At 70.5% G+C, this 14,018-nt stretch carries 11 protein-coding genes and 1 riboswitch; of the genes, 4 read left to right on the top strand and 7 right to left on the bottom strand.

Annotated features, from left to right (window positions below):
• Positions 1 to 43 precede the first annotated feature (43 nt).
• Entirely contained in the window at positions 44 to 718 is a 675-nt protein-coding gene (locus tag JI746_RS15135; RefSeq protein WP_201690601.1) for a uracil-DNA glycosylase family protein, read from the bottom strand.
• 57 nt (positions 719 to 775) lie between these two features.
• Here JI746_RS15135 and JI746_RS15130 point away from each other — a divergent pair, with 57 nt between their 5' ends.
• The 3 genes from JI746_RS15130 (at position 776) to JI746_RS15120 (ending at position 3,420) form a co-directional block, all read left to right on the top strand.
• The gene (locus JI746_RS15130; RefSeq protein ID WP_201690599.1) at positions 776 to 1,741 is read left to right on the top strand and encodes a Bug family tripartite tricarboxylate transporter substrate binding protein; all 966 of its coding nucleotides are present in this window, start codon (positions 776 to 778) and stop codon (positions 1,739 to 1,741) included.
• A 102-nt stretch (positions 1,742 to 1,843) separates the two neighbouring features.
• Entirely contained in the window at positions 1,844 to 2,614 is a 771-nt protein-coding gene (locus JI746_RS15125; RefSeq protein ID WP_201690597.1) for a gamma-glutamyl-gamma-aminobutyrate hydrolase family protein, read from the top strand.
• Positions 2,614 to 3,420 carry a gamma-glutamyl-gamma-aminobutyrate hydrolase family protein gene (locus tag JI746_RS15120; RefSeq protein WP_201690595.1) on the top strand — a complete coding sequence of 269 codons (807 nt, stop codon included), beginning with the start codon at positions 2,614 to 2,616 and terminating at the stop codon, positions 3,418 to 3,420. The genes JI746_RS15125 and JI746_RS15120 overlap by 1 nt, the downstream gene beginning before the upstream one ends.
• 25 nt (positions 3,421 to 3,445) lie before the next feature.
• Here JI746_RS15120 and JI746_RS15115 read toward each other — a convergent pair whose 3' ends face one another.
• The 5 genes from JI746_RS15115 to JI746_RS15095 form a co-directional block, all read right to left on the bottom strand.
• On the bottom strand, positions 3,446 to 4,090 hold the full coding sequence (locus tag JI746_RS15115) for a response regulator (protein ID WP_201690593.1): 645 nt from the start codon (positions 4,088 to 4,090) through the stop codon (positions 3,446 to 3,448).
• Positions 4,078 to 7,452 carry a response regulator gene (locus JI746_RS15110; protein ID WP_201690591.1) on the bottom strand — a complete coding sequence of 1,125 codons (3,375 nt, stop codon included), beginning with the start codon at positions 7,450 to 7,452 and terminating at the stop codon, positions 4,078 to 4,080. The genes JI746_RS15115 and JI746_RS15110 overlap by 13 nt, the downstream gene beginning before the upstream one ends.
• Before the next feature lie 114 nt (positions 7,453 to 7,566).
• Positions 7,567 to 8,352 carry an HAD-IIB family hydrolase gene (locus JI746_RS15105; protein ID WP_201690589.1) on the bottom strand — a complete coding sequence of 262 codons (786 nt, stop codon included), beginning with the start codon at positions 8,350 to 8,352 and terminating at the stop codon, positions 7,567 to 7,569.
• 14 nt (positions 8,353 to 8,366) lie between these two features.
• Complete coding sequence (locus tag JI746_RS15100; protein ID WP_201690587.1) at positions 8,367 to 9,608, bottom strand: S41 family peptidase; 1,242 nt, start codon at positions 9,606 to 9,608, stop codon at positions 8,367 to 8,369.
• A 69-nt stretch (positions 9,609 to 9,677) separates the two neighbouring features.
• A complete protein-coding gene (locus JI746_RS15095; RefSeq protein ID WP_201690585.1) occupies positions 9,678 to 11,318 on the bottom strand; it encodes a peptide chain release factor 3 in 1,641 nt (546 codons plus the stop codon).
• An 89-nt stretch (positions 11,319 to 11,407) separates the two neighbouring features.
• Between JI746_RS15095 and ligD the strand changes: the two genes are divergently transcribed.
• The gene (gene ligD / locus JI746_RS15090) at positions 11,408 to 12,637 is read left to right on the top strand and encodes a non-homologous end-joining DNA ligase (RefSeq protein WP_201690583.1); all 1,230 of its coding nucleotides are present in this window, start codon (positions 11,408 to 11,410) and stop codon (positions 12,635 to 12,637) included.
• A gap of 115 nt (positions 12,638 to 12,752) precedes the next feature.
• On the opposite strand, the gene JI746_RS15085 is transcribed toward ligD, so the two are convergent.
• Positions 12,753 to 13,841 (bottom strand): ATP-dependent DNA ligase, encoded by a 1,089-nt coding sequence (locus JI746_RS15085; RefSeq protein ID WP_201690581.1) that lies wholly within the window; start codon positions 13,839 to 13,841, stop codon positions 12,753 to 12,755.
• 65 nt (positions 13,842 to 13,906) lie between these two features.
• Positions 13,907 to 13,977: riboswitch (S-adenosyl-L-homocysteine riboswitch) on the top strand.
• Positions 13,978 to 14,018: the final 41 nt, after the last annotated feature.

The raw sequence follows: 14,018 nt of genomic DNA, 5'->3' as shown, positions 1-14,018 counted from the left end.
TGTCGCCTCCGCGCGACGAGGCGCGGCGCTGTTCTGAGCCTGATCAAGGAAGGTGCGGCAGCAACTGTTGCAGGCGCAACTGCAGCAAGCCGGGAAATCGCTTTTTCCATTGCGCATTGGCGGGCGAGGGATGCGGCAGCGGATGCAACGTGAAGGCCCGCGTGCCGCCGTCGCACGCGAGTTGCAGCGGCAGGCTGGCCTCGAACCTGTCAGGCTTCTGCCAGAAAGCATCCATCGCTTCGCGCACTGGCGCGGATTGCCCGATGCCGAACCAGCCGAAGGCCTCGGTCCCGAAGGTGACGACGTCGCGCCCGCGCCAGTGGCGGGCCAGCAGCGGCAGCAGCAGCGCGTGGAACTGGCGGCGCACGGCCAGCGGCCACGGCTTGTTGTCTATCGGCTTGTACGGCACCGTGTTCATCCAGAACACCGATGCGCCGGCCCGCAGGCCGAGGTCCTCGCTGTAGTCGCGGCCGGCAAACAGGTGCGCGGCGAGGCCGCGCCGGATCTGCTGGCCCGAGCCGCCGACGAAAGGCCGCCACTGCGCAACTTCCGCTGCGCCCGGATCGCGGCCGACGAAGCACAGCGGCGCGTCCACCGGGCCGAGCCCGATCAGCGGCTGCAGCGGATCGCGGCCATGGCGCGCGTAGCAGTCGCGGTCCACGCCTCTGAGGTCGCGCGCGAGCGTCGCCAACGCGGCAGCGTCCGCTGGTGAGAGCATGGTGCATTCTGGTCCAATACCCTTTTGCGCCCAGCACACCATTTTTCAGGAGACACGATGCGCCGTCGCCAACTCGTCCAGCTCGCGGCCTGCGGCCTTGCCGCCGCCAGCCTGGGCGCCCATGCCCAGGCCGCTTTTCCGGCCAAGCCCATCAAGCTGCTGATCGCCTTCCCCGCGGGCGGTCCGACCGACATCACGATGCGCCAGCTGGCCGAGAACGCCAGCAAGGTGCTGGGCCAGCCCGTCATCATCGAGAACAAGCCCGGCGCCGGGGGCACGTTGCCGGCGCAGCAATTGCAAAGCTCCGCGCCCGACGGCTACACGCTGGCGCAGATTCCGCTGGGCGTGTTCCGCCTGCCGTACACCACCAAGATCGCGTGGGACCCGGTCAAGGACGTCAGCTACGTCATCAACCTGACCGGCTATGCCTTCGGCATCGTGGTGCCCGCCGACAGCCCGATCAAGAACTGGAACGACTTCGTCGCCTACGCCAAGGCCAATCCGGGCAAGCTGAGCTACGGCTCCACGGGCACGCTCACCAGCCCGCACCTGACCACGGAGCTGATCGCGCAGAAGCTCGGCATCCAGCTGAATCACATTCCCTACAAGGGCAGCTCCGAGCTGATGCAGGCCATCGGCGGCGGCCACATCATGGCGGCCGCCGATTCGACCGGTTTCGCGCCCCTGGTGCAGGCCGGCAAGCTGCGGGTGCTGAACACCTGGGGCGAGAAGCGCCTCGAGAAGTTCCCGGACGCACCCACGCTCAAGGAACTGGGCCTCGACATCGTGCAGAACTCGCCCTTCGGCATCGGCGCGCCGCGCGGCACGCCGCCGGAAGTGGTGAAGAAGCTGCACGACGCCTTCCGCAAGGCGATGGAGGATCCCAGCTACGTGCAGGCGCTGGGCCGCTACGACATGCTGCCGATCTACATGGACTCGGCGCAGTACACGCGCTTCGCGCAGGAGACCTTCGGCCGCGAGAAGCAGCTGATCGAGAAGCTGGGCCTGGCCAAGGGCCAGTAGGCTCAGCGTCGGCTGCGTCCGACGCATCTTGTCGGCGGCGCGCCACGCCGCCACGGCCGCGCCTTGGCACCATGGCAGCGGGCAACTGCTGCCCGCGTTGCCATGGCCGCGACCCGACACAAACCCCTGATCTGGCTGCCCGCCTGCCATCGCCACCTGGACCTGAACGATCCCGGCGGCTACAGCGTGCTGGCCGACCGCTACGCGCTGGCCGTGACTGCGCTGGGCCTGCAGCCGGTGCTGTTCCCGATGGCGGAGGTGGAGGACGTGCCCTGCCTGCTGCCGCTGGTCGACGGCGTGCTGCTCACCGGCTCGCCCTCCAACGTGGAGGCCACGCACTTCGGCGCGACGGCGCTGTCCACCGACCTGCTCGATCCGCGGCGCGACAAGCTGACCATGCGCCTGGTGCGCGAATCGCTGGAGCGCGCGGTGCCGATCTTCGGCGTCTGCCGCGGGTTGCAGGAGATGAACGTGGCGCTGGGCGGCAGCCTGCACCAGAGCCTGCATGACCGGCCCGGCATGCTCGATCACCGCGAGCCCGAGAACGAGCCGCTGGAGGTGCAGTTCGGCGAGCGCCACGAGGTGCTGCTGGAGCCCGGGAGCCAGTTCGCGGAATGGGCAGGAGGGCCGAGCGCGCGCGTGAACTCGCTGCACGGCCAGGGCATCAACCGCCTCGGCGAAGGCCTGCGCGCCGAGGCGCATGCGCCCGACGGACTGGTCGAGGGCGTGCGCGTGCAGGGCGCGCGCACCTTTGCCTACGGCGTGCAGTGGCACCCCGAGTGGCAGCACGAACAGCACCCCTTCTACGAGCGAACGCTGCGTGCGTTCGCCGACGCCTGCCGCGCCCACATGAAGCAGCGGGAGGAAGCCTGATGGGGGCGCTGGGCGTTCCGGTGGTCTGGGTCGTCGCCAGCCACCGGATCCTCACCGGGCCCTCCGCACACCAGCAGCTCTATACCTGCATCGACGAGGTCGGCCAGCGCACGCTGTTGAACATGGGGCTGCAGCCGGTGAGCTATCCGCGCCTGCCGCTCGAGCGCCTGGAGGCTGCGCTCGGCACCGTGGACGGCATCCTGCTGGGCGGCTCCGACACCAACGTGGATCCGCGCCTGTTCGGCGAGCCAGTGCAGCGCCCCGAGTTCGAGATCGACACCGAGCGCGACGAACTCGCGCATCCGCTGATCCGGCTGGCGATCGCGCGCAAGGTGCCGCTGATCGGCCTGTGCCGCGGCTCGCACGACATGAACGTGGCGCTGGGAGGCAGCCTGCACCAGTGGCTGCGCGACCTGCCCGGCGCCGTCACGCACTGGGAAGATCCGGACGAAGCGATAGACGCGCAGTACGCCGAGCGCCACTTCGTGACCTGCCGCCCCGGCGGCGAGCTGGAACGCATCACGCAGATGGGCCGCTTCCCCGCCAGCTCGCTGCATTCGCAGGGCGTGAAGCTGCTGGGCGAGGGCCTGGTGGCGGAGGCGCACGCGGACGACGGTCTGGTCGAAGCGTTCCGCTGGCACGACCCCGGCGTGTTCGCCTGGGGCTTCCAGTTCCATCCCGAGTGGGGCTGGCGCTGGCACCCGGCCTATGGCCGCATCATGAATGCGTACGTGCGGGCGTGCTGGGAGCACCATGCGCGGCGCGCCGGGGCCACGCAGGCGCCGCTGCAGCCGATCGTGGCTTAGAGAGCAAGACCGGCTGCGCGGAGGCCTACTCCGCGATCACGCCGCTGGCCAGCGCGTAGCGGGTCAGTCCCGCCACGTCGTGCACCTGCAGGCGGTGCATGATGCGCCCGCGGTGCACGTCCACTGTCTTGGGGCTCAGGTTCAGCGCGTGCCCGATCTCCTTGGAGGAATGCCCGAGTGCGACCAGCCTGAGGATCTGCAACTGCCGCTCCGTCAGCAGTTCGGTCGCCGAGGGCGGCGTCCTGGCCAGCAGCAGCGGGGCGACCAGCGGACTGAAATAGGCGCCGCGCGTCAACACCTCGCCGATCGCGCGACCGAGTTCCTCCATCGACGCGTTCTTCAGCAGGTAGCCGGCGGCGCCCGCCTCCGCGGCGCGCCGCACCATGTCGGCCGTCTCGTGCATCGACACCACCACGCAACGCACCCGGGGCCGCGTGCGCGCGAGATGGCGGATCGCCTCCACGCCGTCGATGCCGGGCATCGCGATGTCGGTGAAGACGAGGTCCGGTTCCAGCTCCTCGGCCAGGCGGATCAGCGCCTCGCCGTCCCCGGCCTCGGCGACGACCTCGACGCCGTCGATCTGCTCCAGCAGCACGGACATGCCGGCACGCAGCAAGGTGTGGTCGTCGGCCAGGATCAGGCGCACGCGGTCGCCGGTCACGAAAGGCATCGGTGGGTCTCCTGGATCGGGCCGGCGGCCGCGGGGCCGAAGTGCGCGGCGCGCTGCAGCGGCGCGAGCGCGTCGGCCATGGCCTGCATCCGCGCGGCGAGCTGGTCCGCGGGCTGCGGGCTCTTGAGGGACTGCTCCAGGTCCGCGGCCGCGCGCATCAGGGCATCGGCCCCCAGCAGCGCCGCCGCCCCCTTGAGCGCATGGAGCATGGGCTGGGCCTGCTCGCGCTCGCCGGCAGCGATCCGCTCGCGCAGGAGCGGCACTTGCTCGCCGTACTGCTGCACCAGCGAGCAGAACAGACGCACGTACCTGGCGGGCCGGGCGCGGAATTCCTGCAGGCGTTGCGGGTCCATGCCGGCCACGGCCTCGATCTGCGCGAAGTGCAATGCATCCTGTGCTTGCGGCTCCACCGGCAACTGCGCGTGCGCGACCGGGCCCGGATCGCGTGCCGCCGGCTCGCGCGCTTCCAGGCACTGCATCAGCACGCCATAGAGTTCGTCGGGGTCGACGGGCTTGCAGACGAAGGCGTTCATGCCCGCTTCCATGCAGCGCTGCCGGTCTTCGGCGAAGGCGTTAGCGGTGAATGCCACGATCGGCCGCGTGGCCCACCCGTCCAGCGCGCGGATCGCACGCGTCGCCGCCAGGCCGTCCATGCCCGGCATCTGCATGTCCATCAGCACCAGGTCGTAGTGCCCGGCGCGGGCCAGGGCCAGCGCTTCGGCGCCGTGGCGGGCGTGGGCCACGACGAGGCCGGCATCCTGCAGCAGGTCGGTGGCGATTTCGGCGCCGATCGGGTGATCCTCGGCGAGCAGCACGCGCGCGCCGGCGTGGCGTGCGCGGACTGCGGCGGCGTCCGCGCGGCCGTGGCTGCTGCCCTGGTCCGCGGCGGCGTCCCCGCACTTCTCCAGGCAGACGGTCAGCCAGAACACGCTGCCTTGGCCCGGCGTGCTGCGGACGCCGACCTCGCCGCCCATCATCGCCGCCAGGTAGCGGGTGATCGCCAGCCCGAGGCCGGTCCCTCCGGCCTGGCGCGCGATGGAGACGTCGACCTGCTCGAAGGGGCGGAACAGCGAGGCGATCCGGTCCGGCGGGATGCCGACGCCGCTGTCCTCCACCTCGAAGCGCAGCTGCACGTGCAAGGCGCCTTCCGCTTCGACGGTGCCGCGCAGGCTGACGAGGCCTTCGCGCGTGAACTTGATCGCGTTGCTCAGGTAGTTCAGGAGTGCCTGCCGCAGCCGCGTGGCGTCGCCCTGCACCCGCGCGGGCAGGCGCGCGCAGCGCGTCTCCAGCCGCAGGCCCTTGGCCTCGGCCTGCGGCGCGACGACGGCCACGGCCTGCCGGACCACGGCGTCGACATCGAAGGGGATCTTCTCCAGCTGCAGCCGACGGGCCTCGATCTTGGAGAGGTCGAGGACGTCGTTGACCAAGTCCAGCAGGTGGCGGCCGGCGTCGTCGATCTGCTGCAGCCTCTGCGCCTGCCTGCCGTCCGGCGTGTCGCGGCGCACCAGGCGCGCGAGCCCCAGGATCGCGTTCAGCGGCGTGCGGATCTCGTGGCTCATGTTGGCCAGGAACTCGCTCTTGGCGCGCGTCGCCGCGGTGGCCACGTCCTTGGCGCGCGCGAGTTCGTTGCGCACGCGGACGGCCTCGCTGATGTCCTGCGCCGCGCCGTACAGGGTGACCGGCTTGCCGCTGGCGTCGCGCGCCACGGTGCCGTGGGACTGGATCCAGACCACGCGGCCGTCGATGGGGCGGCGGTACGGGTAGAGCGCGTCGACGGCCTCCCTGCGGCCGGCCAGCACGTCGTCCAGCGCGGCTGCCGTTTCGCGCGCGACCTGCGGGTCCGCCGCCGCGATGTGCGCGGTCCAGTCATCGAGCCGGTAGCGGTACTCCGGATTCGGCGGGTCGCCGAAGATCTCGCAGGCGCGCGCCGAGCTGAAGTACCAGCCCGAGCCGTCCAGCGGGATCTCCCAGTAGCCGCTGCGGGTGAGGCCCAGGGCGGTGTCGCTGCGGAAGTTGATCCGGCGGATCCGTTCCTCGGTCTGCTTGCGGTCGGTGATGTCGATCAGCCACGCCAGGGCGCCGGCCTGGCCGTCGATCACGGTGGGGACGTAGGTGGCCAGCACGTCACGCTCCTGGCGGGCGCTGGTGAACATCCGGAGTTCGCGCGTGAGGGCCTTGCCGTCCTGCAGGTGCTGCTCGATGGCCTGCCGTTCGGCCGGGTCGACGTAGAAGTCGGACGTCTCGCTCCCCAGGCGGCTGCCGAACATCTCCACCGCCTTCGCGTTGGCGAACTGCAGCCGGCCCGCGACCGAGAACGAGATGCCGACCGGCGAGGAGTCCAGGATCTGCTGCAGCCGGGCGCGTTCCAGGCGCACGGCGCGATCCTCGGCCTCGCGCGCCGCGAGTTGCGCCCGCGCCCGCGCGTAGTTGGAGCGCGTGTAGAGCCCGGTCGTGAGCGTGAAGAAGAGCAGCAGCCCCGCGGCCGTCCCGAGTTCGCTGAGCCACGGTGCCAGCAACTCCGTGCTTTCGAGCCCGACGAACACGTACACCGGATACCGGGCGAGCTTCTCGTAGCTGATGGTCCGCACGACGCCGTCGACCGGCGAGCGCGCCTCGAAGGTGCCGGAGGCCGGGTTGCGGGCGAGCACCGCGTCGCCTTCGGCGGAGATGCCCCGCGCGCCCAGCTGGGGGCCCTGCAGGGCACTGGGCGAGTGGCGGGCCAGCAAGGTCATGCGCTCGTCGCGCAGGGCGACGATGCCGTGCTCGCCGAGATCCATGGACCGGAACAGGGCGTGGAAGTAATCGACGGCGCGCATCGAAACGACCACGGCGCCGCCGAAGGAGCCGTCCGGCCGGTCGATGCGCATGGCGAACATCAGGGACCAGGCATGGGTCACGCGGCCCATCACGGGCTCGGAGATCACCAGCTCGCCGGCGCGGGCGTCCCGCACCGCCTGGAAGTACTCGCGGTCCGCGATGTTGACCGTGGTGCCTTCCGGCAGCCTGGTTCCCCAGCGCAGGTCACCCGCGGCGTCCGCCACCCACAGTTCCTCGAAGTCGCGCAGCAGCGCCTTCTGCCGCCGCAGGTAGCCCGTCAGCTCTGCATCGACGATGCCGCCGCTGGCCAGTTGCGGCGCGACCTTCTCGGACGTCGCGGTGAGCGCGACATCGAGCTTGTCGAGGATGCCCGAGACCGTGCTCGCGACCGAACGCGCGAGGTTCTGCGTGGTGGTGCGGCCGCTGACTTCCTGCTGCCGCCGGCTGTGGAGCAGGGAGGCACCCGCCAGCAGGTACACGAAGGCGTTGATGATCAGGAGGCCCATCACCAGGCGCCTGGCGATGGAAGCGGTAGGAAAGGTCATGCGGGAGAAGTGGCGCCCCTGGGCGCAGCGGCACCGACGATGGATTGCACGCGGAATGTCCGCGCAATCCCTTGCGCGGCGTCAATGCCGGGACAATTACCGGCGCCCAGGCTCCTAGGGCGCGAGCAGCGCCTGCGCCACCTCCGCGAAGCCCGCGCCGCGCTCGCCGGCGGTCACGTACGCCGGCTTGAAAGCGAGCTCGGGTTCGAATCGCCGGATGTTGGCCACCCCCACGCTGTGCGGGAAATGCTCGAACATCAGGACGTCGTTGGTCGAGTCGCCGACGTACACCCAGCGCTCGCGCTCGGCGTCGAGTTCGCGCGCCAGCAGCTCGCGCAGCGCCCAGCGCGCGCCGGAGAGCTTGTGGTGCGCGCCATACCAGCCGTTGACGTGGATCGAGCTCACCGTCGCATTCATGCCCTCGGAGCGCATGATCGCCGCCACCTGCGCGATCGCCTCGGGCGGCAGGTGCGCGAATTCGCTGTGGTCGATCGCGATGTCGGTCTCGCGCCCGCCGCTGTCGCGCGAGAGCGTGGCGCCGGGCACTTCGCGCAGGATGCGTCCGGCCACCTGCTGCATGCGGGCGTGGTTGGCGCGCCGCAGGTCTTCGTCCTGCAGGTACAGCTTGCGCAGCGTGCCGTCGGGGCCGCGCGTGAGCGTGACGGCGCCGTTCTCGGCGACGATGCCGGCCACCGGCCACGCCAGCGCGAACGGCTCGCTCCAGCCCACCGGCCGGCCCGTGATGGCGATGGTCGGCAGGCCGCGCGCGGCCAGGGCGTGCAGGGCCTGCAGGGCATCCGGCGTGATCGCGCCTTCGGTGGTGAGCGTGTCGTCGATGTCGGTCAGCACGCCGGCGATGGCCCGGCGTGCGGCCGCCGGCCACGCGCGCAGGGGCAGCATGGACGCGCGCGCCGTCAACGCGCGGCCCGCGGCAGCAGCAGGCGCCCGGCCCAGGCGGGGCGCGCGGGCTCCGCCGGCGGCGTGACGATGGGGCTGGCGCTGCTCTGCACGCCGGTCGCGGTGCCCGCGGGGCAGGCGCCGGTGTCGATGAAGCGCAGCGCGCCCCGGAACAGCGGGTCGGCCTGCGGGTCCTCGGCCAGCACGGTCGCATCATCCTGCACCGCGCAGGTCGGCGCGATGCCCGTGGTGTAGTCGCCGAAGCCCTTGGCATTGGTGCCCTTGAACTCGATCGGGAAGTACGCGAGGCCGCAGTTGTTCTTCTGCCGGAAGCCGTAGGGCTTGCCGCAGGTGGTGGCGCCGACGCGGATCACCTGCACGTCGATGCCGCGCAGGCTGTTGATGATCGATTCGCTCGCCGAGCAGGTGCGCTCCGAGGTCAGGACGAAGACGCGCGGCAGGTCGAGTTGCGGCAGCGGCGTGCCCACCGGGTTCTGCGTCTCGGCGGTCTGCACCCGGCTGGAGAAGAAGAAGGTGTCGCTGGCGGATTCCTGGTCGCGCTTGTCGTTGTACTGCAGTCGCTCGAACACCTTGCCCTCGGCGGAGGGGCCCGCGATCATCGAGGCTGCGGCCTGGGCGACGTAGAGGAAGCCGCCGGTATTGAAACGCAGGTCCAGCACCAGGTCCTGCACGTTGCCGGCCTGGATCTGGCGGAAGGCGGCGATCAGGTCATCCTGCGCACCTTGTTCATGGTCGTTGAACTGGATGTAGCCGGCCCGCCGCCCGCCCGGGCTGGTGACGACCTTGGTCACGGGCACCGCGTCGGTGTGGTTGGCGAGCAGGCCCGGGTCCAGCGCCAGCGAAGCAGCGGCAACGGACGGCGGCGAAGCCGGCACCCGCGCCACCGGCAGCACGGCGCTGAACCGGTCCTTGGCGACGCCGTTCGCATCGGGCGTGCGCACCAGCAGGGCGTCGAAGTAATCGGGGATGTTGCGGAAGCGGCTCGCATCCACGTCGACGATCTCGTCGTACCAGAGGTACACCTCGTCGAGATAGGCGCGCGTGAACTTCTTCTGCGTCTCGAGGTCGCAGATGCCCTCGTACTGGACTGAGGAACCGAGGGCGGTGGTCGGACGGATCCCGTTGCCGGTGGCGGCGGCCGCCGGCGCGTCGTCGCCGCCGCCGCCGCAGGCGGCCAGCAACAGCAGCGCGCAGCCGGCGAGCGCGGCGAGCGAACGGGACGAGGACAACTTCTTCATGGTGGACGCGGAGCGACTTCGAGCCCGCATTATTGCCACGGCAGCGGCGCGCCCTGGCGCCATCGGCGCTCAGCCCGCCTTCTGCAAGGCCAGGCCGGCGTGCTCGCGCAGCAGGTGGAAGTGGATCTTGGGGAAGCGCTCCTGTGCCAGCCGCACGTCGTACGGCGAGGTGCACAGGAAGGCGAGCGCGTCGGCCGCATCGAGCGCCAGCCGCTGCGGGTAAGCATCGGTGAATGCCTTGAGTTCGGCCGGCGTGTCCGCCGTGATCCAGCGCGCGCCCGTGTACGGGCAGCCTTCCAGCCGCACGTCGCAGTCGTATTCGGTGCCCAGGCGGTGCTGCACCACCTCGAACTGCAGCTGGCCGACCGCGCCCAGCAGCATCGGCCCGCCGACATGCGGACGGAACACCTGGATCGCGCCTTCCTCGCCGAGCTGGGCCAGGCCCTGCTGGAGCTGCTTGGTGCGCAGCGGGTTCTTCAGGATCACCACCTGGAACAGCTCCGGCGCGAAGAAGGGCAGGCCGGTGTACTGCAGGTTCACGGAGCCGTCGGTGATCGTGTCCCCGAGCTGCACGCCGCCATGGGTGGTGAAGCCGATGATGTCGCCGGCATACGCTTCGTCGACCGCCTCGCGCCGCTGCGACAGGAAGGTCACGACCGAGGTGGGGCGCAGTTCCTTGCCGGTGCGCTGCACCTTGAGCTTCATGCCGGGCGTGTACTTGCCCGAGGCCATGCGGACGAAGGCGATGCGGTCGCGGTGCGAAGGATCCATGTTGGCCTGCACCTTGAAGACCACGCCCGAAAACGCCGTGTCGTCCGGCTGCACCACGCGCTCCTGCGGCTGCCGGTTGACGACCGCATTGCTGGTGCGCGGCTGGGGCGCGGGCGCCAGGTCCACCAGCGCGTCCAGCACTTCCATGACGCCGAAGTTGTTGACGGCCGAGCCGAAGAAGACCGGCGTCTGCTTCGCCGCCAGGAAGGCGGCGTGGTCCCATTCGGGCGAGGCGCCGGCGGCCAGCTCCATGCTCTCGGCGGCCTGGTCGTACTCGGCGCCGAAGCGGCGCTGCAGCTCGCCGGTGTCGGACAGCGGGACGGTGTCGAAGTCCTGCGGGCGGCGCTCGCTGCCCGACTCGAACACGGTCATCGCCTGGCGGCGCAGGTTCATGATGCCGCCGAAGGACTTGCCCTTGCCGACGGGCCAGGTCATGGGCACGCAGGGCATGCCCAGCTCGCGCTCCACCTCGTCGAGGATGTCGAGCGGCTCGCGCACCTCGCGGTCCATCTTGTTGACGAAGGTGATGATCGGCGTGTCGCGCTGGCGGCAGACCTCGATCAGCCGCTTGGTCTGCGCTTCCACGCCGTTGGCGGCGTCGATCACCATCAGCGCCGCGTCGACGGCGGTCAGCACGCGGTAGGTGTCTTCCGAGAAGTCCTTGTGGCCGGGTGTGTCGAGCAGGTTGACCACGTGGTCGCGGTACAGCATCTGCATCACCGACGAGGCCACCGAGATGCCGCGCTGCTTCTCGATCTCCATCCAGTCGGAGGTGGCGTGGCGCGAGGCCTTGCGGCCCTTCACGGCGCCGGCGATCTGGATCGCGCCGGAGAACAGCAGCAGCTTTTCCGTCAGCGTGGTCTTGCCGGCGTCGGGGTGCGAGATGATGGCGAAGGTGCGGCGGCGCCGGACTTCGGCGCTGAGGGGGGAGGCGGACAAGGAAAGGAACTCCGGGAAGGGAAACGGCGCGCGCGGCACACGGCCGTGTCTGACCCGCCATTTTCCCATGCCGGTGTACCTTGCGTCCCATGGCCCAGCCAAAGGACGAGACGCTGCTGGAGATTGACGGCCGCGAGCTGGTGATCACCCACAGCGGCAAGCTGCTGATCCCGCAAGCCGGGATCACGAAGCTCGACCTCGTGAACTATTACCTGGCGGTCGCCGAGGGGGCGCTGCGCGGCGCCGGCGGGCGGCCCTGCGTGCTGGTGCGCTATCCGAACGGCATCGGCGAGGAGTTCTTCTTCCAGAAGCGGGCGCCGGCCAAGCGCCCCGACTGGCTGGAGGTGGCCGAGATCCGCTTTCCCTCCGGCCGCAGCGCCGAGGAGGTCGTGCCGCGGCATCCGGCGGACCTGGCCTGGATGGCCAACCTGGACTGCCTGGAACTGCATCCGCATCCCGTGCGGGCCGAGGACCTGGATCACCCCGATGAGCTTCGGGTCGACCTCGATCCGGTGCCCGGCGTGGAGTGGCCGCAGATCCGGGAAGTGGCGCGGGTGGTGCACGCCGTGCTCACGGACCTGGGCCTCAAGGGCTGGCCCAAGACCTCCGGATCGCGGGGCATCCACGTGCTGGTGCGGATCGAACCGAAGTGGACCTTCGACGAGGTGCGGCGCGCCGCGCTGGCACTGGCGCGGGAGGTCGAGCGGCGGGCGCCCGCCATCGCCACCAGCAAGTGGTGGAAGGAGGAGCGGCGCGGCGTGTTCGTCGACTACAACCAGAACGCGAAGGACCGCACCGTGACCTCGGCCTACTCGGTGCGGCCCAAGCCCGATGGCCGGGTGTCGGCGCCGGTGAGCTGGAAGGAACTGGACGACTGCGACCCGGCGGATTTCACGCTGCGGACCATGCCCAAGCGCTTCCAGGAGATCGGCGATCCGCATGCGGAAATCGAGCAATGGCGCTGCTCGCTGGAGCCGCTGCTGGAGTTGTCGCGGCGGCAGGAGGCCGAAGGGCAGGGCGACGCGCCCTGGCCGCCGCACTACGCCAAGGCGGCCGGCGAGCCGCGGCGGGCGCCGCCTTCGACGGCGCGGGCGAAGAAGCCGCTGATCGAAGTGGCACGGGCGGACCGGGAGGCGGAGGCCTTCGCCGCGGCGGAGGAGTGGAAGGCGAAACACCCGAAGGCCGCCGCGCACCTCGAACCCGCGGACGTGCTGGTGGACCGCATGCGCGGGAGTTCGTCGCTGTGGTACCGGGTGCGGATCAACCTGGAGCATGTGCCGGCGCGGCTGCGGCCGAAGGAGGCGAAGCCGAAGGCGTAGTGACGGTACGCCCTCCCGTCATTCCCGCGAAGGCGGGAATCCAGGGCTCCCGATGCAGCGCGCTGCGCGCGCTCCCTGGGCCCCCGCCTGCGCGGGGTTGACGGTGGTTCGGTCGCTACACCGCCTCCTTCGCCCCGAACACCTTCGCCAGCTCGAACGGCGTCGTCACCTCCAGCTGGTCGTACCGGCAATCCTCGGCCGGCTTGTCCGGCCGCCATCGCAGGAACACGGCGGCGTGGCGGAAGCGGTTGCCCTGCAGGTGGTCGTACTTGACCTCGCACACGCGCTCCGGCCGCACCGGCTCCCAGCTCAGGTCCTTGCCGCCGCTCCAGCGGCTCTGCGCGCCGGGCATGCGCTGCGCATCGCCTACCACCGCGCCGGCCCACTCGCGCCAGGGATGGTCCTGGATCGCATCGGTGCGCAGCGGCTCCAGCTCCCTGAGCAGCTCCTCGCGCCGCGCCATGGTGAACGAGGAGGTCACGCCCACATGCTGCAGCGTGCCGCCGTCGTCGTACAGCCCCAGCAGCAGCGAACCGACCGCGTCGTTGCGGTCCTTGTACCAGCGGAAGCCGGCCACCACGCAGTCCGCGCTGCGCACGTGCTTGATCTTCAGCATCGCCCGCTTGCCCGGCCGGTAGGGCGCGGATTCGAGCTTGGCGATCACGCCGTCCAGGCCCGCTCCCTCGAACTTCTCCAGCCATTCCTCGGCCTGCGCGCGGTCGCGCGTCACCGGCGTCAGGTGCAGCGGCGGCCGCGTCTTGCCCAGCAGGCGCTCCAGGCGCGCGCGCCGTTCCGACTGCGGCAGCTCCATGGTCGATTTGCCACCGGCCGCCAGCAGGTCGAAGGCGACGAAGCTCGATGGCGTCTCCTTGGCCAGCTTCGCCACGCGCGAGGCGGCCGGATGCAGGCGCATCTGCAGCGCATCGAAGTCCAGGCCGCCCGCGTTCGCCACGACGATCTCGCCATCGAGCACGCAGCCCTTGGGCAGCGCCTCGTGCAGGGCCTTCTCCAGCTCGGGGAAATAGCGGTTGAGGGGCCGCAGGTCGCGGCTTTGCAGGTAGGTCTGCTCGGCGCCGCGGAACACGAGGGCACGGAAGCCATCCCATTTGGGCTCGAACAGGAAGCCCTCCTCCGTCGGCAAGGCGTCGGCGATCTTGGCCAGCATCGGTTCGATGGGCGGGGAGGGCGGTCCGGAGGTGGCCATGTGCGGTTTTTACCCCTTGGTTCGGCTGCCGTGGGCGAATCGGACGGTTTCCGATAAAATCCACCCAACCCGAGGAGCGTTGCAGCGTCCGCCATGGACGCGAGGCTCGGATTCATCGCAACGACGCTCACCCACCTTCCGTGCGGTGAGTGCATCCATTCCGGAAGGTGGGCTCCC

The sequence above is a fragment of the Ramlibacter alkalitolerans genome, from assembly GCF_016722765.1.
GTDB lineage: Bacteria > Pseudomonadota > Gammaproteobacteria > Burkholderiales > Burkholderiaceae_C > Ramlibacter > Ramlibacter alkalitolerans.
Note: the sequence above shows the minus strand (reverse complement) of the source record. Positions and strands in the feature narration are given on the sequence as shown.